This window comes from Chromohalobacter sp. 11-W (assembly GCF_029889905.1).
In the GTDB taxonomy this organism is placed as follows: Bacteria; Pseudomonadota; Gammaproteobacteria; order Pseudomonadales; family Halomonadaceae; genus Chromohalobacter.
On sequence record NZ_JARANZ010000006.1, the window covers coordinates 100237 to 124933 of the forward strand.

A 24697-nucleotide genomic window follows, 5' to 3' on the forward strand; every position below is an offset into this window, starting at 1 on the left:
CGCTTGCTTTTTTTTACCACCCACCGAGGAATGACAACATGAAAACGACTTTGTGCTCCCTGGCCGCCGCGGCAATCTTCACGGCCGCCACGACCGCCCAAGCCGAGGACAAGACGCTGGTGATCGGTACCAACAACTGGGCCGAGAACGTCGCGGTCGCCAACATGTGGAAGCTCATCCTCGAGAATCGGTACGACTACGATGTCGAGCTCTCCGATGTCAGCAAGAACGCCCTCTACAGCGGCCTTGCCAACAACGACTTCGACATCTCCCTCGAAATCTGGCTCCCCAACACCGATGCGCGCTACCTCGAGCCCTACAAGGACCAGCTCGAAATCAACGGCGCCTGGTACGAAGGCACCGGGCTCGGCCTGGTAGTGCCGAGCTATGCCGACATCGACACCATCCCGGAACTCAAGGCGCAAGCCGAGGACTACGGCTACCAGGGCAGCCCCAGCATTCTGGGCATCGACTCCGGCTCGGCGATCGCCGGTCTGACCGACGAGGCCATCGACGCGTACGAACTCCCCATGGAACAGGTCAACAGCTCCGGGCCGGCCATGATGGCCGCGCTGGATGCGGCCTACCAGCAGGAAGAGCCAATCGTCGTGACGCTGTGGAGCCCGCACTGGGCCTTTGCCGAGTACGATCTCAAATACCTCGAGGATCCCAAGAACGTCTACGGCGACAACGAAACCATCTACTGGTTCTCGCGCCCGGGCTTCACCGAGGACGACCCTTGGCTCACCGAGGTGCTCAACGCCTGGCATATGGATGACGACAGCCTGGGCGGCCTGATGGCCGAGATAGAACAAGCCGGCGATCCGGTGGAAGGCGCCGAGACCTGGATCGAAGACAACCAGGACCTCGTCGACGAGTGGCTCGCCGCCGGCGAATGACCTGCTAGTCACAACGCCTCGCCCAAGATGCCTCGTCCACAACGACAAGCGCCCCGGCATATCGCATGCCGGGGCGCTTTTTCGTGCAAGGCATCGAGCGCCGATTACGACGTGACGATTCCCTGACGCTTGGCCATGGCTTGCGCAGCGCGCGGCCCCAGCCACAGCGTGGGCAGCAGCACCAGCGACACGGGGAATGCCGTAATCACGATGAACTGCTGCAATACGCTGATCTGTCCCGCCCCCATGTACAGCAGAATCGCCGCCATCAACGCCATGGCCACACCCCAGAACGCACGCAGCGCCGGCTGGGGATCGTCATGGCCGGCGTTGACCACAGAAACCGCATAACTCATGGAGTCACCGGTGGTCGCCACGAAGATCGTCGTCAGCAGCAGAATCGCCAGCGCCATCAGGCTGCCACCCGGCAGCGCCTGGGCCACCGCCAGCGTGGCAACATCGAACTGGAAGTTTTGAAGCGCCTCGCTCAGGTCGATGGCGCCGCTCATCTGATAGAAAATCCCCGAGCCGCCCAACAGCGTGAACCACACCGAGGTGGCCACCGGGGCGAGCACGGCCACGGCGACGACCAGTTGACGGATGGTGCGGCCCCGCGAGATACGTGCCACGAAGATCGCCATCAGCGGTGCGTAGCCGATGAACCAGGCGAAGAAGAACACCGTCCACCACTTCATCCACCAGTCCGGCGCCGTCTGCGAAGTCATGGTAGACATTTCGAAGAATGACCCCAGAGATGTACCGAAGCCCTGGAACCAGCTATCGAACAGGAATTGGGTCGGCCCGAAAAGCAGAATCACGGCGCCGATGCCCAATGCCAGCATGACATTGCAGCGGCTCAAAAACTGGATGCCCCGGTCGATGCCGGTGATCGCCGAACTCACGTAAACCCCGCCCAACACGACGAGGATCATCAACTGGGTGCCATAGCCCTCGGTCACGCCGAACAGGGTATGCAGACCGAAATTCATCTGCGTGGCCAAAAAGCCGATGGGGCCTACGGTACCGGCCACCACGGCGATGACGCAGACGGCATCCACCACGCCACCCAAGACACCGCGCATGCGTGCCTCGCCCAGTAACGGCGCCAACAGCGTGCGCGGTTGCAACGGCAGGCCACGATCGTAGTGATGATGCGACAATACGATAGCCGCCAAAGTACCCAGCACCGACCAGGCCTGAAATCCCCAGTGCATGAAGGCCTGTGCCAACGCATTGGGCACCGCCGCCGGCGTACCCGGCTCACTGGAAAACGCCGGCGGCGTCACCACGAAATGATAGATAGGCTCGCCGGCAGCAAAGAATACACCGCCGCCGCCCAGCAGCGTGCACAGGATGATCGACACCCACTTGAAGGTGCTCATATCCGGCTGTTCGAGATTGCCGATGCGCGCGCGACCCGCAGATGACATGGCCACGCCCACGGCAATAAAGAAGGTCAGCAACAACAGCAGTTGAAAATAGGCCCCCAGATTCTTCGCCGTCCAGGCGAATCCCACGCCTATCGCTGCGGTCATGGCGTCGGCGTCGATCAGTGACAAGACCACAAACAGGATGATGAAGCCGATCGTCAGCCCCATCACCGTCGGGTCGCCAAAATGCGTGCCCGAGCGCGTGGCGCTCGCATCGTGTTGAGTCATCAATGTCCAGTTCCGATCGTCGCGTGAGGCGCGCACACTACCGACCTTCGTCGAACACGGCAAATCGAAATTTCAACATCGGGCGCGTCCGGCGCCGCAAAAGAAGACAAGGTCGCCGATCATGTGCCATTCACATCGTTCGCACCGTCCACTCAGGTGATCAACGAAGGGCTGGGGAGTAACGAGTAAAATCCTCGCGCCCAACGACAAGCGCCCCGACATGCGATATGCCGGGGCGCTTTTCATGCAAGGCATCGGCCGTCGGTTACGGCGTGATGATCCCCTGACGCTTGGCCATGGCCTGCGCGGCGCGTGGCCCCAGCCACAGCGAGGGCAGCAGCACCAGCGACACGGGGATCGCGGTGATCACGATGAACTGCTGCAGCACGCTGATTTGCCCCGCGCCCATGTACAACAGAATCGCCGCCATCAACGCCATGGCCACGCCCCAGAAAGCGCGCAGCGCCGGCTGGGGATCATCATGACCGGCATTGACCACTGAGATCGCGTAGCTCATGGAGTCGCCAGTGGTCGCCACGAAGATCGTGGTCAGTATAAGTACCGCGAGTGCCATCAACTTACCGCCCGGTAGCGCTTGGGCCACCGTCAACGTCGCGACGTCGAACTGGAAGTTGTTGAGCGCTTCGCTCAGGTCGATGGCGCCGCTCATCTGGTAGAAGATGCCCGAGCCACCCAGCAGCGTGAACCACACCGAAGTGGCCACCGGGGCGAGCACGGCCACGGCGACGACCATCTGACGGATGGTGCGGCCCCGCGAGATACGCGCCACGAAGATCGCCATCAACGGCGCATAGCCGATGAACCAGGCGAAGAAGAACACCGTCCACCACTTCATCCACCAATCCGGTGCGGTCTGCGAGGTCATGGTGGCCATCTCGAAGAACGACCCCACATAAGTGCCGAAGCCCTGGAACCAGCTATCGAACAGGAACTGCGTCGGCCCGAAGAGCAGGATGACAGCGCCGATCGCCAACGCCAGCATGACGTTGAAACGGCTCATCAGTTGGATGCCTCGGTCGATGCCGGTAATCGCCGACGTCACGTAGACCCCGCCCAGCACGATGAGGATCATCAACTGTGTACCATAACCCTCGGCCACGCCGAACAGCGTATGCAGGCCGAAGCTCATCTGCGTGGCCAAAAAGCCGATGGGGCCCACGGTGCCGGCGACCACGGCGATGACGCAGACGGCATCCACCACACCGCCGAAGACGCCACGCATGCGTTCCTCACCCAACAGCGGCGCCAACAGGGTACGCGGCTGCAGCGGCAGGCCACGGTCGTAATGGTGATGCGACAGCACGATAGCCGCCAGAGTGCCGAGCACCGCCCAGGCCAGAAAGCCCCAGTGCATGAAGGACTGCGCCAGTGCATTGGGCACGGCCGCGGCGGTGCCCGCCTCGCTGGAAAATGCCGGCGGCGTGACCACGAAATGATAGACCGGCTCACCGGCGGCGAAGAACACACCGCCCCCGGCCAGCAGGGTGCACAGAATGATCGACACCCACTTGAAGGTGCCCATGTCCGGTCGCTCAAGATTACCGATGCGCGCGCGGCCTGCCGGCGAGGCGGCGACGCCCACGGCGATCAGGAAGGTCAACAGCAGCAAGAGCTGGAAATAGGCGCCCAACGTCTTCGCCGTCCAGGCAAACCCGGCGCCGATCACCGCTGTCATGCCCTCGGGATCAGTCAGCGAAAGCGCCACGAATAACACGATAAAGCCAATCGTCAGCCCCAGCACCGTCGGGTCGCCATAGCGAATTCCCGAGCGCGTGGCACTCGTGTTGTCTTGAGTCATCTGGTCTTGGTTCCGGTCATCGAGTGAGGGGCGCACCCTACCGACCTTCGTCGAACACGGCAAATCGAAATCTCAACATCGGGCGCGTCCGGCGCCGTAAAAGCAGACAAGGTCGCCGATCATGTGCGATTCGCATCGCTTGCGCCATGCCGCGCCATTCAGGCGCGCGCGATCTTCCAGTAGCGTGCGACGCGCTTGTTCAATGCCTTGGGCGATTCCGCGAACAGCCGACGCCCGAGCGCTTCGGCCTTGCCCTGCAGGGCCTCCCGCCGTCGTTCGACGAGTTCATGCAAGGCCTCGCGTCGCGCGGGGTCGACACGTTGCATGTCCTCGGCGTCGAGGGCGATGGCGAGCATCGCGAGGTCGTGGTCCTCCCCCAGCAGGTCGGAAAGCCGGTGCGCCTGTTGCGCGCGCATCTTGAACGCGGCCGGCCACAGCGGGCGCAGCAACTCGCATTGATGACGGTGATACTTCACGCGCTTGCGCCATTCGTGCAGCGTGGCGGTGGACGGCGCGCACCGTGCCTCGCCCAGGGCATCGCGAGCCTGGACATAGCTGGCCGCCCAGCCGCCCGACACGGCGGCGTAGCCCTGCGATGCCAGTGTCCAGTCGGCGACCGCCTCGCGCGCCTCGGACAACGCCGAAGCCACCCCCTCCCAGTCCGGGGTATCGTCACCCGCAAGCGTAGCGTCACGGCGCACCACCAGCTTGCGGCGAATCGTCGTGTAACGACGACGGTCGAGTTTCGTCTCGTGCAGGCTCATCACGCGCTCGAACGTCTCGACGAGAACCTGATCGTCGCGATTGCCGGCCACGCGACGCGCCAGGTCCCGAAAGCGCCGATTCTCCCGGCGGTAACGCTTTTCACCCAATGCCGGACGCACCAGGCGCAGCAGCGCCCGCAGCTTCTTGCAGCGCTGGCGCAGCGCATGAATGGCGGTGACCGGGTCCGCCTCGCGATCGCGTAACGCCGCCTGGGCGTGTTCGATCTGTTCGATGGCGATACGCTGAACGCTCGCCTCGGTCGGCTCCTGCATGGACACGCGATAGGACACATCGCTCTCCTGAATCGGGACGATATACCCAGTCTAGATGCTGCTAAGCGAAACCGACCACGCGCGCGTCCTTCAATGGTGCAGCGCCGATAAACGGCCCATGCGGCTGTTTCAGCTAAGAGGGATACTCAACGAGAAGTGAGTGCTTAAACTCGTCAATTTCGTCGAGTCGACAAGGACAGGTTGCGACTTTCAAAAAGATCAGTCTTTAGCAAATTCCCTTAATTTGTTTTCCATAAATGGAAAACATGATGACTGACAGCCATGTGCTGCCAAATAAAGGGAGAAGGAGCTGGGGAGGTTGGTGTGTCGATTACCCGCTCAACCGCTTGCAATTTCGGGCTACCAGATCCGTTAGGAAGTCGGCTAGTGCTCTGATTCGCCGCGACCTTGCAAGGTCTGTTTGGATGACAAGATAGATTGGCTGGTCGACCCCAATGTCCGAGTCAACGCAGACTAACCCCGCATCGCGAGCGATGAAGTGCGGTAGCACCGCAAGCCCGAGCCCCGCCTTAGCTGCCGCCACCTGTGCGGCAAGTGAGGTGGTGGTCAGTGCTGGTGTGCGCCCACGCAGAATCCGCTCCACCCATTGAGCGGCAGGCAAGTGCGACTGCATCTCACCCCAAGTGATAAAGATATCCGTGTCATAGTCACCTAGGTCGGGGGTAGTCTCGCGTCGTGACTCGTAGCCGGGGCTGCAATAAAGCCCGTAGCCCAAGGTGCCGAGACGGCGTAGCGTGACATTGCCCCTTTCAGGCCGAACCATCCGCACCGCAAGATCGGCATCTCGTCGATGCAGGTTAGTGGTCGAGATGTCGGTCACCACTTCAACCAATAGCTCGGGGTATTGCGCACGAAACTCCGGGAGTGCCGGCAGTATCAACTCGGTAGCCAGATTTTCGGCCGTCGCCAGTCGCACTTGGCCGCTCATCTGAGTTTGAAGGTCTGCCTCCGATGTAAAGGCTTGCGCAGCCGCTTCCAGGGCTTCCGCCTTCTCTATGAGATCGGCACCGTCCTCAGTTAACTGGTATCCCGATTGCTGACGTACGAAGAGTGGGAGCTTCAAGGCAGTTTCGAGTCGCTCGATACGACGGGAGAGAGTCGCTATCCCTAGGTTGAGCTGCGACGCAGCGGCGCTCAGAGTACCGCAGCGCGCTACGGCAAGAAATGCACGGGTATCATCCCAAACTAGGCCCCGAGGCATCTCTTTTCCGGTAATGGAAACCATTTTGCCAGTATCGTTCGTTTTTTTCATATATGGATAGTGCCACGCTACTACTCCTGCACTCAAGGAGACACATCATGGAAAAACGAACGCTTGGCAACGACTTCACGGTTTCGGCCATCGGCTTGGGATGCATGGGAATGAGCGAATTCTATGGGCCTCGAGATGACAGTGAATCGTTGCGCGTGCTGGAGCGAGCCGTCGAACTTGGTGTCGACTTTTTCGATACGGCAGACATGTATGGGCCGCATCACAACGAAGAACTTATCGGTAGTTTTCTGGCCCGCAGAAAGGCTCAGATTCGTATTGCAAGCAAGTTTGGCATTGTACGCAGCCCTGGGGAATATAAGCGTAGCCTGGAAAACAGTGCTGACTATGCACGCAAGGCTTGTGAAGCCTCGCTTCGCCGGCTAGGCGTTGAGCAAATCGATCTTTATTACGTCCATCGCATCAACCCCGAAGAACCAATCGAAGAAACAATTGGTGGGCTCGAACGACTGGTTCAGTCAGGGAAGATCGCCCGTATTGGCCTATGTGAGGTCAGCGCCGCAACGCTACGTCGGGCTCATGCGGTTCACCCGATTACTGCGGTACAGACAGAATATTCTCTATGGACCCGCGAAGTAGAGAGAGAAGTGCTACCCACCTGTCGCGAGTTAGGTATCGGTTTCGTGCCCTATTCACCACTCGGTCGCGGGTTTCTGACCGGGCGGTTTCAGGATACTGCAGAGTTCGACGAGGGCGACTTTCGCCCCAATCTACCACGTTTCACAGAAGGGGCGATTGACGCCAACCGCCGAATCGCTGATGTGATCGCCGAGGTAGCGGCACAGAAAGGATGCAGCCCGGCGCAGCTTTCGCTGGCTTGGCTCTTGTCCAAGGGACCCGACATCGCACCGATTCCCGGCACTAAGCAACTGCGCTATATCGAGGAGAATGTCGCCGCAGCGAACATCAGTCTTAGCGTCGAAGAGCAGCGTCAACTCGAAACGGCCACGGCATCTCTGCCGGTGGTAGGCGAGCGCTATACCTTGGAAGGCATGAAAGGGGTGAATGTATGAGTGCCATACCCTCTGAACGCCGCACACAGGCGTTAGCCCTACTCGAATGTCTTGAGCCCGGCGCACCTAAACGCGTTGCGGAAAACCTTGATGGGTTTCACGACGACGCGACCGAGATACTGCTGGGGTTCGCGTTTACTGACGTGGTGGCTCGTGAAGGGATATCACTGAAGACCCGTGAGATGCTCACCGTCTCCATGCTGGCTGCAATGGGGACGGCCCCGGGCCAGCTCGAGTTTCATATCCGAGCCGCATTGAATACCGGGGCAACTCGCGAGGAGATTGTCGAGATCGTTCTGCAAGTAGCGGTCTATGCGGGCATCCCTGCGTCGATGAATGCCATCACAGCGGCGAAATCCGCCTTTACGTCCGTCTAGTTCGGCGGCCAGAGAGAAAGGAGGTTGACATGTCTGCTCAAAAAACAACCTGGCGCGACTGGGTTGCCGTAACAGCTCTTGGCGTCGGTAGCTTCACTATTGTGACCACGGAGTTGGCACCGATCGGGCTACTCTCTAATATCGGGAGTGATCTCGGGAAGCCTGCCTCGCAGGCGGGTCTGATCGTGACTCTCTATGCCTGGATCGCTGTCGCTACGGCGCTGTTTTCTGCTGTCGTACTATCTCGCATACCGCGACGTCCACTCCTGGTTGGCCTAATGTTGATCCTAGCGCTATCCAGTGGGGTTGCCGCTATGGCCGAGACATTCCCTGCACTCATGGGGGCGCGCATAATTGGTGCGCTAGCACACGGTGCCTTTTGGGCAATGATCGGTACCATCGGCGCGCAGATCGTGCCTCCCCATCGCGTTGGCTTGGCCACGTCGATCATCTTCGGAGGTGTCTCAGCTGCCAGCGTCCTAGGCGTACCGCTAGCCAATCTGATAGGCACCCTCGACGGCTGGCGTGCCGCCTTTACTGCTGTCGCGACCTTGTCCTTCGTCGTCGCTGTGGTGTGTTTCACCACCTTACCTAAACTACCAGGGGTCGAAGGGGTCGGTGTCGCTGCCATGGGGCGCGTGCTGTCGAACCCACGTTTCCTAAGCATCTTTGCCGCCACTGCGCTTGCAGTTACCTCCCATTTCATGGCGTTCACCTACATTGAGCCCTATCTTGCTTCACAAAGCGATATCACGCCATCAGTGATCGCGCCTCTACTCTTAGCGTTTGGTGGTGCTGGATTGGTGGCCAATGTGGTGACTGGTAGTCTGATCGACCGCTGGCTCAAGTCAGTTCTGGTGGTAGCCCTCTGCCTGGCTTCGGCGGCTTTGTGGCTGCTGTCGTCGCTATCGGATGTAATGGGCACGTGGGGGACGATGCTAATGCTGATTCTGTGGGGAGGATCCATCGCCGCTGTTTTGGTAGGGTTTCAGACTTGGATTCTCAAGGAAGCTGGTGATGACGCCCTACCGGCCTCTGCCATTTATGTCGCCATCTTTAATGCGGCGATAGGTCTTGGTGCGGTTCTTGGCGCTATCGTATTGTCGACATCTGGACTCGATGAAATTTTTCTGTTTGCCGCCGTTGCGACAGCTCTAGGTACTGTCACTATCACACTGCTTACTGGACCTGCGGCAACCCACGCCTCAGTGGAATAAATCAAAGGCTGTGCGAGCGGCAACGTGGACTGCATCGGCGAAAAGGTAAGCGAAGCGCTAACACGTATGACTAACGCCGCTCGAGCAAACGCCGCATCGCGCCGGAAGGTGCCTCGACGGGACGGTCACGCCGACTGGAGGCGTAGTTTTCGTTGAACACTTCGAAGTAGTCGTCGAGGATCGCCGAGGCCTCAGCGTCACCACTAATGCGCAACAGCTCGGCGGCGACTTCGGCGGTACATAGATGCTCGCTGGAGGCCGCCTTGCGCAGCCGGTAGCGCGTCAGGCGCGAAGTCTTGAGCGGCAGCACCGGCAGCGAAGCCAGGTACTCGCTACGCCGAAATATCCGCCGCGCCTGGCGCCAGGTGCCGTCGAGCAGGATAAACACCGGCGTGCGCGAGTCGGCCAGTGCTGCGTCAACGGCCTCGGGACCCACTACGCGCTCGGCGTAATCCGCCTGGTCGTCGGGAAAGACGACGAAGGGCGCAAAGCGGTCGTCATCGAGCAGTGCCAGAAGCCGCGGATCGGGTTCGGTGCGATACCAGGTGAAGACTTCGGTTTCAGGCAGGATATGGCTAATCAAACGACCGGTATTGGTCGGCTTGTAATGCTCGATGGGATGCGTCAAGAGCCAAAAGCGCACGCGGCTCTCGGCTGCCACGCGGTACGGACACAAGCAGTTGAGCTTGGGCAGCCGGCACTCCGGACAACGCGAGACGAAGCTACCGCGCGCATTGAACGGCTTGCGCGGCGCGTCGGGGTCATAACCGGAGACCGCCGTGGCTGAATCGGCCGGCGCATCGTGGGATTCATGCATGAGACATCAGGCTGGGTCGAAAAGGCCGGGCATTCTAGCATGCCCGGCCAGGCTTTCATCCACGCGGCGTCGAGGCTGCGGGCGGCGCGCTCGAAGCATGCCGGCGCTTCCAGTATCCTGCCAGCAGCGAACCGGAAACGTTGTGCCACACCGAGAACAAGGCGCCGGGCAGCGCCGCGCCTGCGGTGAAGAATTGATTCGCCAGCGTCACCGCCAGCCCTGAATTTTGCAGGCCGACCTCGAAGGCGATGGTGCGCGCGGTACGCGTGTCGAAGCGCAGTGCCCGTGCCAGGCCGTACCCCGCCGCGAGGCCGATGCCGTTATGCGCGATGACCGCCAGCGCCACGATCGGCCCCAGCGTGCTCAGCCGCCCGGCATTGAGCGCCACCACGATGGCGATGATCAAGACGATGGCCGCCATGGCCAGCGTCGCCAGGGCCGGTTCCACGCGCTGAATATGCGTGCCCAGCAGATGATGGATCACCACGCCCAACACGATGGGCGCGACCACCAACTGGGCGATACTAATCAACATGCCCAGCACCGGTACATCGATGCTCTGGCCCAGCAGCAATAGCGTGATCAGCGGCGTGGCCACCACCGAGATCAGCGTCGAGACCATGGTCATCGACACCGACAGTGCCACATGCCCGCCGGCCAGCCAGGTCATCACATTGGAGGAAGTGCCGCCAGCCGTGGCACCCACCAGCACCATGCCGATGGTCAACTCAGGCGAAAGGCCGAGGACGCGCGACACCAGCAGCGCCGCCAGCGGCATGACCAGAAACTGCAGGATGACGCCCACGGCGATGGGCTTGGGCGACTTCACCACCCGCGCGAAGTCACCCTTGGTGAGCGTCAGCCCCATGGCAAACATGATGATCACCAGCAGCGTCTTGATATAGCCGGCCAGGCCGGTGAAGAGCTCCGGCACGAAGGCGGCGATGGCCGCCAGCAAGATGGCCCAGACGGGAAACAGACGATTGATGCGTTCGAAGATTGGCATGTGCGTGTCCTAGCGTGTTTAGCAGCGGCGCTTTATGCACCTTTTTTATGTGTAACAAACGGCTATGTGTACAAGAGAGCAGGCGGTAGTGTGCCGTAAAACGTGGCGCAGGCGAAGTGTCTCGGCTTCAGGCCCAGTCCGGCACCCAGAGGCCACCCGCTTGCCGCCAGTGTTCGACCAGCGGCGGCACACCCTGGCTCGCCGGTTGGGCGATGGCGCGTACGCCGCGGGGTGCGAGCGATTGGGCCTGTGGGTCGACGAGCATGCACGGCGCCTCGATCGGTGCTTGATCGAGCAGCATCGCCGCCGGCATTACCGCCAACGAAGTGCCCACCACCAACACGAAATCCGCTTCGGCGACGACGTCGCAAGCCTGCGCGTAACGCGGCACCGGCTCGCCGAACCACACCACGTCTGGTCGCAATTGGCTGCCTTTGTCGCATAACTCGCCCATGCGAATACCCTTGCTCCCCACCGGGTAGCGCAAGCTGGCATCGGCACTCGAGCGCGCCATGAGAATCTCGCCATGCAGGTGCAGTACATCGCGCGACCCGGCCCGCTCGTGCAGGTCATCGATATTCTGGGTAATGACGCTGACGCGAAACCCGGCCCGTTCGAGTTCGGCCAGCGCGTGATGCGCGGCGTTGGGCGATGCCTGGCGGGTCTGCGCACGGCGCTCGTCGTAGAAGCGCAGCACGCTTTCGGGGTCGCGCTCGAAGGCCTCGGGCGTGGCGACATCCTCCACGCGGTGGTTTTCCCACAGGCCGTCGCCGTCGCGGAAGGTCTTGAGACCACTCTCGGCGCTGATGCCCGCCCCGGTGAGGACGACGAGATGCGGTGCCTGATGCTCGCTCATGCCTACCTCTATGCTGTGTGGTTCAACCTGTAGGGTGCGGTTCAACCCATATGGAGTGTGTTCAGCGTCGTGATCGATTCCACCAACCGAAGTAAACGCCCCGTGACGCCCCTCGCATCATCGGCTGTACATCCTCGGTGGCAAGATCGACAATAGGCGCCCTTCGAGCGAGCCGAAGGCCCCTTCATGACGTCGGAATTGCCCATACTTTATCAGGACGAGCGCGTGGTTGCCGTGCATAAGCCCTCGGGCATGCTCGTTCACCGCAGTGCGATCGCCGCCGATGCGCAGGTATTCGCCCTGCAGACCCTGCGCAATCAGCTAGGCCGCCACGTCTATCCGGTACACCGGCTCGACCGGCCGACCTCCGGGCTTTTGCTGTTCGCCCTGGACCCGGAGATGGCCAAGGCGCTGGGCGAAGAATTCGCCGCACACCGCGTACATAAGCGTTACCTGGCGGTGGTGCGCGGCGTCGGCCCCGAGCAGGACGTGCTCGATTACGGCCTGCGCGAGGAAGACGGCAAACGCCCAAAGTCGGAAATGCCCGAGCTTGCCGCCTGGACGGCCGTGCGCCGCCTGGACAGCGTCGAATTGCCGGTGCGCATCGACCGTTATCCCCAGGTGCGCTATTCCTTGATGGAGGCCCAGCCCTGGACCGGCCGACGGCATCAGATTCGCCGCCACCTGTCGCGGCGCGGCTACCCGATCATCGGTGACGCCAAGCATGGCAAGGGCGCCCATAACCGCTTCTTCCGCGATCACCTGGAAAGCCCGCGCCTGTTGCTGGCGGCCGTGGGCATGACGCTCTGGCACCCCGAGCGCCAGCGCACGCTACACATTGATGCGCCCCTGGCCGATGACATGCGCACGTTATTCGCGCGCTTCGGCTGGCAAGGCCACGCCCCGGCGACACGCGTCGACTGGCACGAGACGCGCCCTGTTTCGCTATGGCCCGCCGGTAACGACCGGTAAGAGGAAAGAGCACATGCACGACGATTACGATTTCCGCTTCGGGGGCATTCGCCGCCTCTACGGCACCCGCGCCGCGACCTTCTTCCGCCACGCTCATGTGGTCGTCATCGGCGTGGGTGGCGTCGGCAGTTGGGCCATCGAGGCGCTGGCACGCGCCGGCATCGGCACCCTGACGTTGATCGACCTCGACGATGTCTGCGTGTCCAACGTCAACCGCCAGTTACACGCGCTGGACGGCACCATCGGGCGCCCCAAGGTCGAGGTGATGGCCGAGCGCTGCCGCGCCATTCAACCGGGCATCACCGTGCACGCCGATACCGCCTTCGTGACGCCGACCAATCTCGCCGAGCGTCTGCCCGAGGACGCCGACCACGTCATCGACGCCATCGACAGCGTCATCGCCAAGAGCGCGTTGATCGCTTGGTGCAAGCGCCGCAAGATCGGCCTGACCGTCACCGGCGCGGCGGGCGGCCAGACCGATCCCACGCGGATCCGCGTCGCCGACCTGACGCGCACCGAACACGACCCGCTGCTGGCCAAGGTGCGCGCGCGCCTGCGACGGGATTTCGGCTTCTCGCGCAATCCCAAGCGGCGCTTTAGCGTCGAATGCGTCTACTCCGACGAGCAGCTCGTCTATCCTGATGCCAATGGCGAGGTCTGCCAGCAAAAGCCCGGCAATGGCGAGTCCACGCGCCTCGACTGCGCCAGCGGCGTCGGCGCGGCCACCTTCGTCACCGGCACCTTCGGCTTCGTGGCCGCCTCGCGCACGCTCGCGCGTCTCGCCGCCAAGGCCGAGCGCGAACCGGCCGATCCCCACGTCACGGAGACATCCACATGAGCCACGAGACACGCCCGATTCCCGGCATCTACCGTCATTACAAGGGTGCCAGCTATGAAGTGCTGGGCGTCGCCCACCACAGCGAAACCGAGGAACCGCTGGTGGTCTATCGCGCCCTTTATGGCGACTACGGCCTCTGGGTGCGCCCCTTGACGATGTTCTGCGAGACCGTCGAAGTCGCCGGCGAGCCGGTGCCACGCTTCGAACTCGAAGCCGCCTTCCGCTGAGCGACGTATGCCGCTGCTCCACGCGGCCTGCAATGCTATAATGCCGCGCTTCTCGTTTCGCGCGACGCCATGACGTTGCCACACATCCGAAGGAGAGAACGCATGAGCGCACTGGTTGGTGTCATCATGGGCTCGAAGTCCGACTGGGCGACCCTCTGCCACACCGTCGACACGCTCGAGGCACTGGGCATCGAGCACGAAGTCAAAGTCGTCTCTGCCCACCGCACGCCGGATCTACTGTTCGACTACGCCGCCGGTGCCGCCGAGCGCGGCCTGGAAGTCATCATCGCCGGGGCCGGCGGTGCCGCGCATCTGCCCGGCATGGCCGCCGCCAAGACGCCCCTCCCGGTACTCGGCGTGCCCGTGCAATCAAGCATGCTCAGCGGCGTCGACTCGCTCCTCTCCATCGTCCAGATGCCAGCCGGCATTCCCACCGGCACCCTGGCCATCGGCCGTGCCGGCGCCATCAACGCGGCGCTATTGGCCGCCGCCATGCTGGGCAACAAGTACCCGGATATTCGTCAGGCGCTTGAGGCTTATCGCGACGCACAGACACAAAAGGTGCTCGACGCGCCCGATCCGCGTCCCACCGACGACACTCAGGAGGCATGAATGAATATCGGTATCGTAGGCGGCGGCCAACTGGGTCGAATGCTGGCGCAAGCGGGCGCACCGCTGGACATGCGCTTCACCTTTCTCGATCCGTCGACCCAAGCCTGCGCCGCCATCCACGGCGTCCATCTCTGCGCTGAGTGGGACGACGACGAGGCGCATCAAGCGCTGATCGAATCCAGCGACGTCCTCACCTTCGAGTTCGAGAACGTCTCGACGATGGCGCTGACGCAGCTCGCCGAGCAGCGTCCCGCCTTTCCCCCGGCCAAGGCGCTGGAAACGGCGCGTGACCGTGGCGCCGAGAAATCGCTGTTCCAGTCGCTGGATATCGCCATCGCGCCCATCGCGCTGATCGAAACCCAGGACGACCTGGATCGCGCGGTGGACGAGATCGGTCTGCCGGCGGTGCTCAAGACGCGCACGCTCGGCTACGACGGCAAGGGCCAGAAGGTGTTGCGCAACGCCGAGGACGTCCCCGGTAGCGTCGCCGAGCTAGGCGATGTGCCGCTGATCATGGAAGGCTTCGTCGACTTCGATCATGAAGTCTCGGCCATCGCCGTGCGCGGTCGCGACGGCGAGGTGCGGGTCTGGCCGCTGTCGCGCAACGAGCATCGCCAGGGCATTCTGCATCGCGCCGAGCCACAGCCCGATCACCCGCTGCAGGCCAAAGCCACCGATTACACCACGCGCGTGCTCGAGGCGTTGGACTACGTCGGCGTCATGGCCTTTGAATTCTTCGTCACCCGCGACGGCGAACTGCTGGCCAATGAAATCGCCCCGCGCGTGCACAACTCCGGGCACTGGAGCATCGAGGGCGCAACGACCAGCCAATTCGAGAACCATCTGCGCGCCATCGCCGGCTTGCCGCTCGGCGAGACCACGCGGCTCGTGCCCTGCGCCATGCTCAACATCATCGGCGCCTTTCCCGATCGCGACGCCGTGCTCAGCGTCGCCGGCGCGCACCTGCACGACTACCACAAGGCGCCCCGCCCCGGCCGCAAGATCGGCCATATCACGGTTCTCGCCCCCGACGCGGCCACGCTGGCCGAACGCACCGCCGACGTCGAAGCGCTACTCGTCAACGACCTGGGCTAAACCCCCACCTCGTCTTACCCCCGTAACGCAAGATGCCCGCCAATTGGCGGGCATCTGACATCAGCATGGCAGCGACGCGATCACTCAGCGTCGGCGCTCATCTGCTGCTGCAGGTAATTCTGGATACCCACCTTGTCGATCAGGCCAAGCTCGGTCTCGATCGTATCGATGTGCTCTTCCTCGTCGTTGAGGATACGACGGAACAGATCACGGCTAACGTAATCGCGCACTTCTTCGCAGTAGGCGATGGCGTCGATCAAGTCCTGCCAGCCCGTCTTCTCGATGGCGAGGTCGCACTCGAGCATTTCCTTGGTGTGCTCGCCGATGTGCAGCTTGCCCAGATCCTGAAGGTTGGGAATGCCCTCGAGGAACAGGATACGCTCGATCAACTCATCGGCATGACGCATCTCTTCGATGGATTCGTCGTATTCCCACTTGGCCAACTTGGCCAGGCCCCAATCCTTGTACATCTTGGCGTGCAAGAAGTACTGGTTGATCGCCACCAACTCGTTGCCCAGTGCGGTGTTGAGGTGCTGAATGACCTTGGCATCACCTTTCATCGTCACGTCTCCCTTGCAGATTCATTTGGTTTTAAGGCGAGATGGCCAGCCAGACACGGCCCGGCCGCCACCGCCATGGGATACAGGGAGTATCGACTATTTCGCCGAAAAAGTCGAATTAAGACAAGATCTTGCCGCGAAAACGCCGCATTTGTGAAGGATTGGAAATAACAGGCGAGAACGATTGCCACTCCGCTCTCGCCTCGCGGAGACAAGCATGACTCAGTCCAGACACGAAAACGCCGCTACCCAATGGGATAGCGGCGTTGGCGATGATCGATACGCAGCGAAGCGTTTATAAGCGATGCAACGGCTAGACGGCGTAGGCGAGATCCGCGCTCGGCATCATTTCCTGAGTGATAGCATCACGCGTGATGGCCTTGGCCGTGCAGGCACAGCGGCCGCACTGAGTCGCACACTCGGTGCGCTCGCGCACTTCACGCCAGCTACGCGCACCGTCTTCAACGGCCTCGCGAATGGCATTGTCGGTCACGCCTCGGCATATGCATACGTACATTCCATCACCTCGCTGATCGCTCTGATAGGGAATGTAAATGATTCGCATAAAGACTTTCAACCCCCAATCACTATCTTTTCGCTCGGCGGATGCTCGACTTTCGGCTAACGTGAAGCCAAGTGGCTGAAAAGTGGAGCGAAACGGAGAGTTGCCGGGTGGCGAGGATGGAAGGAATTGGGAGGCTTTTTGTCGTCTCAACAGCACGTGACGCAACCCTGGCTTGAGGAGGGAAAGGTGTGGGGGAGAACGCTATGCACGGCGGCTTGTGCGATGCAGCGTATGGCTAGGCATCTACCACCGTTAGTTCTGGCCAAATTTCCTGCCACCCTTTCCCTGCTACGCGTTTCCTAAAATCAGTGGGCTTTGGCCTTTTAGGGTTCAAGGTGATGGTGAAATTGAACAAAGACTCGATGCCAAAGGGAGCGACTAAGACGACCTCCCTGCTGGCATCCAGTGTAGCGCCGACGGCTGTCTCGACTTCGACCCAGTAGCTCATGGCATTGGTGGTTGACGTATAGGGATCATCGACGTTGCGCTCATGCATTCTCGCTTGGTTCTTTACCGACCACGGAAAATCAGAAGAGCTTCTGAGCTTCGCTTCCATACGCCGATCCCTAGCCTCAGTAATATCCTTCGGATCGAGGTAGATCAAATCGATATCGTTGAGAGCCGTCGTGGCCGAAAAACCATGCACCTTGTCCCAAGCAAGGTTGCGAACAAACCCCGCGGCAAGGCACCAATCCGGCAGGCACAGGTCAGCAGCTATAGAAAGCGCCTCCATGCGTTCTGCGTCCTGCTCTATCCATTCTTTGATCTGTGCTTCGTAATCCATTGGGTATCTAATGCCGCGTTCACCGCCTTGTTCATTGCACGCATGTTGACGCGAGCGCTCCGATGCCAGCATGGCATCGCGAAGCGCACCAGTGGCCTTATAAAGCGAAGCGCGACCCGTCAGGGACGGGACGTCCGCCTCACGCGGCTGGCTAGTGTTCACTCACGGCGAGCCAGTAGCAGCCCAATCCCCGCGCTTCCAAGAAACCCAGCACAGATCCTATTGAACAATTGACGCATAGCCGGACGAGAAAACCAGTGGCGCAACACCTTTCCGAAAACGGCGTAGGTGCCTATCGCAATCCATAAAAGGTTGTTCGGGTCAAGAGCCATGTTTAAAGCGAAGCTCACTGGTATGAATAAAAGGATCGTCGATAAGGTCACGGCTGCGTCTCCTTTAAGAGCCAAAGTTCAACATGAGAAGCGACTTCCGGCGGGCGAAATCTGCCAGCAATAGGCGCCCAATGGAGGAGTTAGGCGTCGCTCAGTTCGCCTGGAGCTGCGCCTCGATAGCCGACTTGTCAATGACGGACCATACTTGCACGATCTTTTCGTCGCGGAACTCATAGAAGACGTTCTCGGCAAAGGAAACACTTCTTCCGTAAACACTCAGGCCAAGAAATCTTTCTTTTGGTGTGCAGTTGAAGCGGAGTCGGCTGGCTATGTAGGGGGGATCGGAAACCAGCAACTCAACATTGAAAGATAGATCAGGGATCTCGGCGAAGCCTCTCTCCAGCATGCGCCGGTAGCCTGATACCCCGAGTTGTTCGCCGTTATGCTTAACGTCTTCATGAACGAAGCGCGCCAACGATGGCCAATCCTGCCTGTTCAAGCAGGCGATATAGTCTCGATAGACGTTCGATAGTTCGGACTTGGTCATCTACGATCTCCTCTGTACGGCAAGGCTCGACCATCGTTTGGAAGGCTGCGTCGACGCTTAACGCTGAGGTAACGGGCCGCTTTGGAGCGAAGCCAAAGGCGTAGCAGAAAACGGTCCCGTTGACCGTATTGTTATATCCTTTTCGCCGATGGGATTGCTGTTTGCAGCCAATCACTCGAATACGATGAAACCATAAAGGGGATCGATTCAGAACCCATGTAACGGGCCACTGTTAACCTGTGTTTACCATCTGCAACCAATGCCATTGCGCGAGAACCATGCTTCACTAAAAACATTGGCGAGAGGGCTGTTCCGTGCTTCCATGCATCAATGATTTTTGCAATCTTTCTCGGGTCGTGAACATCTTCCCAAAGGGTATTTTTGTCGTAGATCCCTGGTTCGTAGATGCCATTCCAAACATGCTCAAAGGGAGCGCAATAAATATCAACACCTTGCTCTACAATCGAATCATCAATGTCGTTGAATGACACCGACTGTGGCGAAGTATCCCATCTGGGCTGGACTTGAGGGGTGTTGCTCATATAGGTCATAACAAGTTCGTTTTGCAACTCTAACTCCTCACGTAAGCGAGCCATTTCTTCTAAAAAATTCTCTACATCAGCCATACTTTCTACAAGATATAACGCCTGATTAACCCGCAAATTACGGCGGACGCAGCCTGGAATAATTTATCGGGTTGAACCACTCGTCAGACTTCCCGGTTTAGGACAGAAACTGATAGTAAGCAGCGGAAGACTGCCTCTATTTTAAGGAGAAAGCGACCTCCTCCCACTTCATTCTCAAGTACTCGGTTGCAGGATATGAACCGTCAACTTGAGCCCTCAACTTCCTACCAGCCAAACCTGCGTACCAAGTACCCTTGAGGGCAGGCGCCACCACCACCTTCAAGGAATCCGGATTTACCGCTAAAAGGTTCGCATCAAACAGCTTGTGCACATCCGACCGAAGGAGCAGGCCATTATCAGGATGGTTCACACCTGCTTTTGCATGAGCAACAATATGCGCTGCCTCGATTATTTCCGCAATAGTTTCTCCGGTCACCGCGCACTTGCAGCCGTACTGATTAATTAGATTAAGCTTAAATTTAGCTTGATTCCTACGCTGCTTTCTTCTTACGAAGATGTCACTTGTATCGTCCGAGGCCTGTACTATGGTTGGCGTTGAACCGTCATCTCCAGCATGTTTCGCGACAGCCCTACCCATAAGTTTTACAAACTGCTCAGAAAGGCTATTCCATTCTTCAGCCTCAATAAAGCTATATCCGTTCCTTGGCGTGTTGACCCCAGCCCCCAGATCAGCCTTGACTGCTTTAACTGATTCACTGTAAGCGGAATAAAAACCAGCGGACGGACCGAGCAGGTCAGTCAGCATCGCTTTGTTTAACTGATGACTAGGTATCTTGAGGTGCCACGTAAAAGTTCCCTGAAAATAAACAACCATTGACAGATCGAGTTCGAATACGTAGCGGCCCGAATCATCAAATAGGATTATATAGTATGGCAACTCACCGTCACGCCATCGTGTAAAGCGAACAGACATGCCGTTCGGCAACATGAGAGTTTGGTACGCACCTAGGCCACCCCCAAATGTCAGATTTTCCTCATCCGCGAGCGATGCGGCGAGCTCCTTCATGAGTTCAAAGCCTAAACTCTTGTACCATTCATTTATTTGAGCTGACATCTATTCACCGTGACCTACGTTATTCAGACATAAGCCTTGACCAGAGCTACTACATTTCCCAGAAGTCTAACGCCAGCCAGCACGCGCGGCTACGGAATGGAGGCGAAGCCGCAATGTAGTAGGCGTCGCGTGCCTGGCCTTGTTAAATCTTACTCTTGGCATACCAATAATCCACGCCTTTCTCGATTGCCTCGGCGAGGACTTTATTAGACAGTACTCGGCGCTTTTCAATACAAAAACTACGGGCATGCTCAACCAGATCAATGCACTTTTTGGTGCTTTCCAAGCCCCACGAGTCTGGCTGGAGAAGCTCCGTAGACATCCTAGGTAATTGGTTTTTCCTGCGGCTCGGATTTAAAAGCAGAATAACTTGCGAGTATTCCAATTTTCTGGCGCCGCTGTGAGCCGCGAAATTATGCCTGAATGCCATCGCTTCGTCATGGGTTTCGTGGAAATCTTCGGATAGATTCTTCTTCTCTAACTTTACACGCCGACCTTCACAACTTGTAAAGCACTTGCCATAAATCGTTAGCGCCGCAACGAATAATCCTTTGACAGTATTAAAAAGTTCTCGATTCTCAATATTTGCAATGCTGCGTGTAGCATTTACGTGACGCTCATCGCTGCTCGCCATCTTTATGATCGATTCCAGCCAAATTTTGCAACTGCGCAGGTCCTTTTCGATTAATACGTAACCGGATAGAACCTCAGCTTTAGGATCATCCAGAGGAATCCGATGAGCTCTTTTTCTCTTATAAAAGTAACGGTTATAAAACCTAAAGCCGTCAGGAAGGAGTACCGGCTCGTAGGTCCAGTTGGGGTCATCATTGAAAAGGACTTTTTTCGCCACGTAACCTCTACCTTTTTTCCGATTTAACGCGGGCGCTCAGCCGCGAACAGGCCGCGTCGCAGTGCCTGGAATTGTTATGTGTTTTTACAACAGCCAATAGACTAACGCTCTCATTCGTTATCCTCAGGAGTAAAAAATCCATATCGTCCCGCAGCAGTATCTTCTGTAAATTCCGTATACCCTATATCAAGAGATCTTGGATTTGATGGGCCATCGTTGTCTAAAACAACAATCTGCCCAAGTCCTCTATATTTAGCAATACTGGAATAAAAAGCCTCTTTAGTTTCATCGCTAATTATGTCGTTATTGCCTATTTTCGCTTCCCTCTTGACATGCCTAGAACGTAACGTACATAAAGGAGAGTCTAATATTACTGTTCCACTATGTGGAAGATTGTTTTTCAAGCATGTATGCATAAGGCCGACACAAAAAGCCGCATAAGATAAGGCGCGATACCCCTTCCCTGCAAGATTGCGATCATGACCATCAATCACTAGATCACAGGTTTCTTCACTGAATGAAACCGACGGATTTTCACTGTAACCCCAATCATATAGCAAACCCTGAACGATCTCACAAAACTCATTTGTGGTAGAGGTTGTCAATCCATCGAAATCATAGTGACCGTCCATAGGATCTACCTCAACTTCATACTGTTCTTTTTGCCTTATCAGATCATTTAACTTATTTACTATTTTCAATGCTTGCTGACGATCTCTAAGAGTGACTCTCAGAGCATCTAGTTCATTTACAGAGGTCTTAATAAATTCCGACATAAACTTTGACCTCTCTTCTTGAGCCAAGTTATGATTTAACTTAGCATCTTTTATTTCCATAAGAAGTTTTGCTTTTTCAACATCCAGATTATTTTTGGTTCTTCCGAGCTCGATCTTTAATGATTCTATCTTTGACATTTCCGCACTAGAAGCCAACAAAATATCGTCAATGTCTTCTGAACTGCAAGCCTCATGATTTTCTAAATCGTACTTAGAGTTACAGATCGGACATAGGCCAAAATCCAGGTTGGCATAAGCAGCACTAGACTCTTGTAGTGACTCAAGTCTATATAGGTCGCTATCATAGTGTTGGCCTAGAAGCTCTAATCTAGATATAAGCTCATTGACAGTAAGCAATCTTGATTCGCTTTCTTTCCATTTAGTCCAGTAGCGATTAATTGTGGACTCATACACATCTACTTTTTCGTAAAGCTCTTTCAGCCTTTCGTTTTCAATTGAGATTGACTCGCCTAATCTTTCTATCTGTCCATCTAACTCATTTGAGTTTATAGATATTTCGCTAAACTCAGAAAGCTCCTTCTGATAATCTTCAATCAGACGGTCAAGCACCTCCATACGGCCTTTTCTGTTATCAATAACCCGCTGCTTCGGTTTAGATGCAATAGCGCTATCATCTTTTCCTGTAAGCAAGAATCTTAATATGGACTCCTCTTTAGTACCCTCCCCATTTTGGCCTGTATAGACAGGAGAATCTTCCTTGATTATCGAAATTTCATCTATGAGAAAATGATTTCTTAAGAAAGAAAATGAAAAGTTATTAGAAACTCCGCCTTTATTTCTCCTGACTTTCCTGTCTTCTAGATCTAAAATTGATAAAAAATATGAATTAAGTGTTCGTTTTGTCTTTGTGGCTTTTCTTCCAACAATCAGGCTTTCAGGCTCGCCTGTATGTTTGGAGATTTCTGCATAACTACATTCATATAGCGACGCATCACCACCAGACAAACTTCTGCGAATCGTATGAGTGGAATTATTCGCTAGACATATTTCTAAATAACAGCTCTCATAACCGTAGGACTCCTTGATTCTTTTCGGTTTATTGGTGCTTCCAAGAAGGTATTTTACACATTGAAATATGTATGACTTGCCGGTATTTGACGGACCAATAATCACATGCGCATTTGATGCAAACTTAATTACCGCATCATCACAATCTAAGCCTGTCACTATCAATCTTTGTATTTTAAACCCTTTATTCATGAATGAGATTCTCCACGCACAAAGGATTCATTGATAAACTCACCACCCCAAACATCTAAATGGTCACTCACTAGGTTTTTTAATTCTTCAACACTGTGCCCACTAAAATTTTCAATCACCCAATCTGCTATTCTTATCATTCTTCGTGTATAGTCGGCCTCTAGCGAGTCAAGGAATGGAGAGCTGACTTCTGTAGCTGTGTAGGTGATGCCAGATTTAGAATATTTGGCTTCAACCAATCCCTTAGCAATCATCCTTTTGAGCCCACTTTCGACAATTGGCCTCTTAACTAAGATTTCGCCTGACCGATGAGGCGTGGCTGGATGTATACTTTTAGGTCCGCCATCGACATCTCCAGAGTGAACTAAAAGGTAATCATAAATAACCAGTCTTTCAAGGTCACAATGCATAGGGAACCCGGCCACTAAAAGCGTCAAACTACGCAGTCCTGATTCCATGGGCGAGTTAAACAAACTTGGCAAGTTATTCATTTTCACACCACATGACTTCGTCATCACTATTTGCTAGTTGGTGGCAAATTCCGCCTCTATCATTAACAGTAATACAAGAAGCTAATGGCGTGATAGGGAGCTGAAGCTTTTTAGCTTCACTAACAGCATCTTTTACTTTTTCAAAACCATTTGGATAGTTCGAATCTAATATGTCAGAAATCCCGTTCTTTAATTGTTTTTGAATACTTCCAAATGATCCGTTTGGCATTGTGTCTCTAGAAAAATTCCGCAATGTTTCCGCATTAGCAAAATCCTCTCTTGATCGCTGCAAATGATTCTTATATACCTTGAATTTATTAGCCTGGCAGACCTCAGTAATTTCTTCTTCGGAATGGCTATCATATGCCGCAAGTAGCTTTCTTACGTAAGTTATTTCATTCTCGCTCACGTCTTTCGATATCTCTGGGGTAATGGGCCTTTCTGGCAATTGGACTCCAAATCTCACGACGTGAAACTGGGTTTTGCTATGTTCCATAATTATTTTTATAGTGGCAATTTTATCAAAAGCACTAAAGTCAAGATTTTGGATATACGACTTTAACTCATCTGTCAACTCAATTTCACCAATATCTGTTATGTTTTTCCTGCAGTAGTTATCCCAATTCTCAAAAAACTGCTTCTTCAATTTATCAGGCTTTTTTAATAAATTGGCAAGTTTTGTACCGATCCCCAATGGCGCAATAAAATAGTATTTCCTCGGGAAAGGATATTCTTCCATAAAAGAGTAGTAGCAGATTTTCGCAATCTCATTCCAAATTTTTGCGGGAGACAATGGGGCAGCGTAATGCTTGCATTGATAGTTATCCCAAATATAAGTATTGCTTCCAACAGGGTTGTCTACATAGCCTACTACATCCCTACCTTGGTCTCCGGCTCCACCAAGTCTTTCAAAGTCATAATAGCTAGATGACTTGTAACTCATCCACTCTTCAATAAATTCTTCCCAGTCATCAGGAGACATAGTGGATATCTGATTTTGTACAGTGATATGTTTTCCCAAACTCAAAACTACACCCCTTCCTATTATACTTTTCTGTCTTGCTTCTTAATTGTTATCAGAATAAAGATGAACAATGCTTCGCAAGGTGTTTACGGCACATAACGCCGCCAACACG

At 56.5% G+C, this 24697-nt stretch carries 26 protein-coding genes; 9 read left to right on the forward strand and 17 right to left on the reverse strand.

All coding sequences use genetic code 11. The annotated features are described in order from the left end of the window. Positions 1-38 precede the first annotated feature (38 nt). Positions 39-899, forward strand: a complete 861-nt coding sequence (locus tag OP494_RS10075) for a glycine betaine ABC transporter substrate-binding protein (RefSeq protein ID WP_040242972.1) — start codon at positions 39-41, stop codon at positions 897-899. 104 nt (positions 900-1003) lie between these two features. Here the strand turns inward: OP494_RS10075 and OP494_RS10080 are convergent, their stop codons facing one another. The 4 genes from OP494_RS10080 to OP494_RS10095 form a co-directional block, all read right to left on the reverse strand. After that, positions 1004-2557, reverse strand: a complete 1554-nt coding sequence (locus OP494_RS10080) for a BCCT family transporter (RefSeq protein WP_246919367.1) — start codon at positions 2555-2557, stop codon at positions 1004-1006. Positions 2558-2822: 265 nt separating this feature from the next. Continuing rightward, on the reverse strand, positions 2823-4376 hold the full coding sequence (locus OP494_RS10085; RefSeq protein ID WP_280540590.1) for a BCCT family transporter: 1554 nt from the start codon (positions 4374-4376) through the stop codon (positions 2823-2825). 158 nt (positions 4377-4534) lie between these two features. Further along, complete coding sequence (locus OP494_RS10090; protein ID WP_280540591.1) at positions 4535-5431, reverse strand: CHAD domain-containing protein; 897 nt, start codon at positions 5429-5431, stop codon at positions 4535-4537. 313 nt (positions 5432-5744) lie between these two features. Further along, positions 5745-6659 carry a LysR family transcriptional regulator gene (locus tag OP494_RS10095; protein ID WP_280540592.1) on the reverse strand — a complete coding sequence of 305 codons (915 nt, stop codon included), beginning with the start codon at positions 6657-6659 and terminating at the stop codon, positions 5745-5747. Positions 6660-6733: 74 nt separating this feature from the next. Here OP494_RS10095 and OP494_RS10100 point away from each other — a divergent pair, with 74 nt between their 5' ends. From OP494_RS10100 to OP494_RS10110, 3 genes are read left to right on the forward strand one after another with little or no spacing between them, the layout of a single operon-like run. After that, entirely contained in the window at positions 6734-7717 is a 984-nt protein-coding gene (locus OP494_RS10100; RefSeq protein WP_280540593.1) for an aldo/keto reductase, read from the forward strand. Further along, complete coding sequence (locus OP494_RS10105; RefSeq protein WP_280540595.1) at positions 7714-8094, forward strand: carboxymuconolactone decarboxylase family protein; 381 nt, start codon at positions 7714-7716, stop codon at positions 8092-8094. Before OP494_RS10100 ends, OP494_RS10105 begins: the two co-directional genes overlap by 4 nt. 29 nt (positions 8095-8123) lie before the next feature. Then, entirely contained in the window at positions 8124-9311 is a 1188-nt protein-coding gene (locus OP494_RS10110; protein WP_280540596.1) for an MFS transporter, read from the forward strand. Between the two features lie 70 nt (positions 9312-9381). Here OP494_RS10110 and OP494_RS10115 read toward each other — a convergent pair whose 3' ends face one another. From OP494_RS10115 to OP494_RS10125, 3 genes are all read right to left on the reverse strand, one after another. Continuing rightward, on the reverse strand, positions 9382-10128 hold the full coding sequence (locus OP494_RS10115) for a DTW domain-containing protein (RefSeq protein ID WP_280540597.1): 747 nt from the start codon (positions 10126-10128) through the stop codon (positions 9382-9384). A 55-nt stretch (positions 10129-10183) separates the two neighbouring features. Continuing rightward, the gene (locus OP494_RS10120; protein ID WP_280540598.1) at positions 10184-11134 is read right to left on the reverse strand and encodes a bile acid:sodium symporter family protein; all 951 of its coding nucleotides are present in this window, start codon (positions 11132-11134) and stop codon (positions 10184-10186) included. A 127-nt stretch (positions 11135-11261) separates the two neighbouring features. Further along, on the reverse strand, positions 11262-11990 hold the full coding sequence (locus tag OP494_RS10125; protein ID WP_280540599.1) for a Sir2 family NAD-dependent protein deacetylase: 729 nt from the start codon (positions 11988-11990) through the stop codon (positions 11262-11264). A 186-nt stretch (positions 11991-12176) separates the two neighbouring features. Between OP494_RS10125 and OP494_RS10130 the strand changes: the two genes are divergently transcribed. From OP494_RS10130 to OP494_RS10150, 5 genes are all read left to right on the forward strand, one after another. After that, positions 12177-12962 carry a pseudouridine synthase gene (locus OP494_RS10130; protein ID WP_280540600.1) on the forward strand — a complete coding sequence of 262 codons (786 nt, stop codon included), beginning with the start codon at positions 12177-12179 and terminating at the stop codon, positions 12960-12962. Between the two features lie 13 nt (positions 12963-12975). Continuing rightward, a complete protein-coding gene (gene tcdA / locus OP494_RS10135; RefSeq protein WP_280540602.1) occupies positions 12976-13800 on the forward strand; it encodes a tRNA cyclic N6-threonylcarbamoyladenosine(37) synthase TcdA in 825 nt (274 codons plus the stop codon). Beyond that, positions 13797-14027, forward strand: coding sequence for a DUF1653 domain-containing protein (locus tag OP494_RS10140; RefSeq protein WP_247620281.1), 231 nt, complete (start codon positions 13797-13799; stop codon positions 14025-14027). The genes tcdA and OP494_RS10140 overlap by 4 nt, the downstream gene beginning before the upstream one ends. A gap of 102 nt (positions 14028-14129) precedes the next feature. After that, positions 14130-14639 (forward strand): 5-(carboxyamino)imidazole ribonucleotide mutase, encoded by a 510-nt coding sequence (gene purE / locus OP494_RS10145; RefSeq protein WP_246900179.1) that lies wholly within the window; start codon positions 14130-14132, stop codon positions 14637-14639. Then, positions 14640-15734, forward strand: a complete 1095-nt coding sequence (locus tag OP494_RS10150; RefSeq protein WP_280540603.1) for a 5-(carboxyamino)imidazole ribonucleotide synthase — start codon at positions 14640-14642, stop codon at positions 15732-15734. It begins immediately after the preceding gene. 80 nt (positions 15735-15814) lie between these two features. On the opposite strand, the gene bfr is transcribed toward OP494_RS10150, so the two are convergent. The 10 genes from bfr to OP494_RS10200 form a co-directional block, all read right to left on the reverse strand. Further along, entirely contained in the window at positions 15815-16294 is a 480-nt protein-coding gene (gene bfr / locus OP494_RS10155; RefSeq protein ID WP_280540604.1) for a bacterioferritin, read from the reverse strand. 313 nt (positions 16295-16607) lie between these two features. Continuing rightward, on the reverse strand, positions 16608-16811 hold the full coding sequence (locus OP494_RS10160; protein ID WP_040243348.1) for a (2Fe-2S)-binding protein: 204 nt from the start codon (positions 16809-16811) through the stop codon (positions 16608-16610). Positions 16812-17094: 283 nt separating this feature from the next. Further along, positions 17095-17643, reverse strand: a complete 549-nt coding sequence (locus OP494_RS10165) for a nucleotidyltransferase family protein (protein WP_280540606.1) — start codon at positions 17641-17643, stop codon at positions 17095-17097. A gap of 483 nt (positions 17644-18126) precedes the next feature. Continuing rightward, the gene (locus OP494_RS10170) at positions 18127-18522 is read right to left on the reverse strand and encodes an ester cyclase (protein WP_280540607.1); all 396 of its coding nucleotides are present in this window, start codon (positions 18520-18522) and stop codon (positions 18127-18129) included. Positions 18523-18653: 131 nt separating this feature from the next. Further along, positions 18654-19148: a hypothetical protein gene (locus tag OP494_RS10175; RefSeq protein WP_280540608.1), complete on the reverse strand. Its 495-nt coding sequence runs from the start codon at positions 19146-19148 to the stop codon at positions 18654-18656. Positions 19149-19284: 136 nt separating this feature from the next. After that, entirely contained in the window at positions 19285-20223 is a 939-nt protein-coding gene (locus OP494_RS10180; protein ID WP_280540609.1) for an HNH endonuclease, read from the reverse strand. A 142-nt stretch (positions 20224-20365) separates the two neighbouring features. Beyond that, positions 20366-21073 (reverse strand): hypothetical protein, encoded by a 708-nt coding sequence (locus OP494_RS10185; protein WP_280540610.1) that lies wholly within the window; start codon positions 21071-21073, stop codon positions 20366-20368. Between the two features lie 110 nt (positions 21074-21183). Next, the gene (locus OP494_RS10190; protein ID WP_280540612.1) at positions 21184-23070 is read right to left on the reverse strand and encodes a hypothetical protein; all 1887 of its coding nucleotides are present in this window, start codon (positions 23068-23070) and stop codon (positions 21184-21186) included. Beyond that, positions 23067-23561 carry an ABC-three component system middle component 2 gene (locus tag OP494_RS10195; RefSeq protein WP_280540613.1) on the reverse strand — a complete coding sequence of 165 codons (495 nt, stop codon included), beginning with the start codon at positions 23559-23561 and terminating at the stop codon, positions 23067-23069. The genes OP494_RS10190 and OP494_RS10195 overlap by 4 nt, the downstream gene beginning before the upstream one ends. Further along, on the reverse strand, positions 23554-24588 hold the full coding sequence (locus OP494_RS10200) for an ABC-three component system protein (RefSeq protein ID WP_280540614.1): 1035 nt from the start codon (positions 24586-24588) through the stop codon (positions 23554-23556). Before OP494_RS10200 ends, OP494_RS10195 begins: the two co-directional genes overlap by 8 nt. Between the last annotated feature and the right edge of the window lie 109 nt (positions 24589-24697).

Excerpts from the sequence above, each read along its gene's own strand:
- OP494_RS10075 (WP_040242972.1), top strand. The coding sequence starts at position 39 with ATGAAAACGACTTTGTGCTCCCTGGCCGCCGCGGCAATCTTCACGGCC.
- OP494_RS10080 (WP_246919367.1), bottom strand. The coding sequence starts at position 2,557 with ATGACTCAACACGATGCGAGCGCCACGCGCTCGGGCACGCATTTTGGC.
- OP494_RS10085 (WP_280540590.1), bottom strand. The coding sequence starts at position 4,376 with ATGACTCAAGACAACACGAGTGCCACGCGCTCGGGAATTCGCTATGGC.
- OP494_RS10095 (WP_280540592.1), bottom strand. The coding sequence starts at position 6,659 with ATGGTTTCCATTACCGGAAAAGAGATGCCTCGGGGCCTAGTTTGGGAT.
- OP494_RS10100 (WP_280540593.1), top strand. The coding sequence starts at position 6,734 with ATGGAAAAACGAACGCTTGGCAACGACTTCACGGTTTCGGCCATCGGC.
- OP494_RS10105 (WP_280540595.1), top strand. The coding sequence starts at position 7,714 with ATGAGTGCCATACCCTCTGAACGCCGCACACAGGCGTTAGCCCTACTC.
- OP494_RS10110 (WP_280540596.1), top strand. The coding sequence starts at position 8,124 with ATGTCTGCTCAAAAAACAACCTGGCGCGACTGGGTTGCCGTAACAGCT.
- OP494_RS10115 (WP_280540597.1), bottom strand. The coding sequence starts at position 10,128 with ATGCATGAATCCCACGATGCGCCGGCCGATTCAGCCACGGCGGTCTCC.
- OP494_RS10120 (WP_280540598.1), bottom strand. The coding sequence starts at position 11,134 with ATGCCAATCTTCGAACGCATCAATCGTCTGTTTCCCGTCTGGGCCATC.
- OP494_RS10125 (WP_280540599.1), bottom strand. The coding sequence starts at position 11,990 with ATGAGCGAGCATCAGGCACCGCATCTCGTCGTCCTCACCGGGGCGGGC.
- OP494_RS10130 (WP_280540600.1), top strand. The coding sequence starts at position 12,177 with ATGACGTCGGAATTGCCCATACTTTATCAGGACGAGCGCGTGGTTGCC.
- tcdA (WP_280540602.1), top strand. The coding sequence starts at position 12,976 with ATGCACGACGATTACGATTTCCGCTTCGGGGGCATTCGCCGCCTCTAC.
- OP494_RS10140 (WP_247620281.1), top strand. The coding sequence starts at position 13,797 with ATGAGCCACGAGACACGCCCGATTCCCGGCATCTACCGTCATTACAAG.
- purE (WP_246900179.1), top strand. The coding sequence starts at position 14,130 with ATGAGCGCACTGGTTGGTGTCATCATGGGCTCGAAGTCCGACTGGGCG.
- OP494_RS10150 (WP_280540603.1), top strand. The coding sequence starts at position 14,640 with ATGAATATCGGTATCGTAGGCGGCGGCCAACTGGGTCGAATGCTGGCG.
- bfr (WP_280540604.1), bottom strand. The coding sequence starts at position 16,294 with ATGAAAGGTGATGCCAAGGTCATTCAGCACCTCAACACCGCACTGGGC.
- OP494_RS10160 (WP_040243348.1), bottom strand. The coding sequence starts at position 16,811 with ATGTACGTATGCATATGCCGAGGCGTGACCGACAATGCCATTCGCGAG.
- OP494_RS10165 (WP_280540606.1), bottom strand. The coding sequence starts at position 17,643 with ATGGATTACGAAGCACAGATCAAAGAATGGATAGAGCAGGACGCAGAA.
- OP494_RS10170 (WP_280540607.1), bottom strand. The coding sequence starts at position 18,522 with ATGACCAAGTCCGAACTATCGAACGTCTATCGAGACTATATCGCCTGC.
- OP494_RS10175 (WP_280540608.1), bottom strand. The coding sequence starts at position 19,148 with ATGGCTGATGTAGAGAATTTTTTAGAAGAAATGGCTCGCTTACGTGAG.
- OP494_RS10180 (WP_280540609.1), bottom strand. The coding sequence starts at position 20,223 with ATGTCAGCTCAAATAAATGAATGGTACAAGAGTTTAGGCTTTGAACTC.
- OP494_RS10190 (WP_280540612.1), bottom strand. The coding sequence starts at position 23,070 with ATGAATAAAGGGTTTAAAATACAAAGATTGATAGTGACAGGCTTAGAT.
- OP494_RS10195 (WP_280540613.1), bottom strand. The coding sequence starts at position 23,561 with ATGAATAACTTGCCAAGTTTGTTTAACTCGCCCATGGAATCAGGACTG.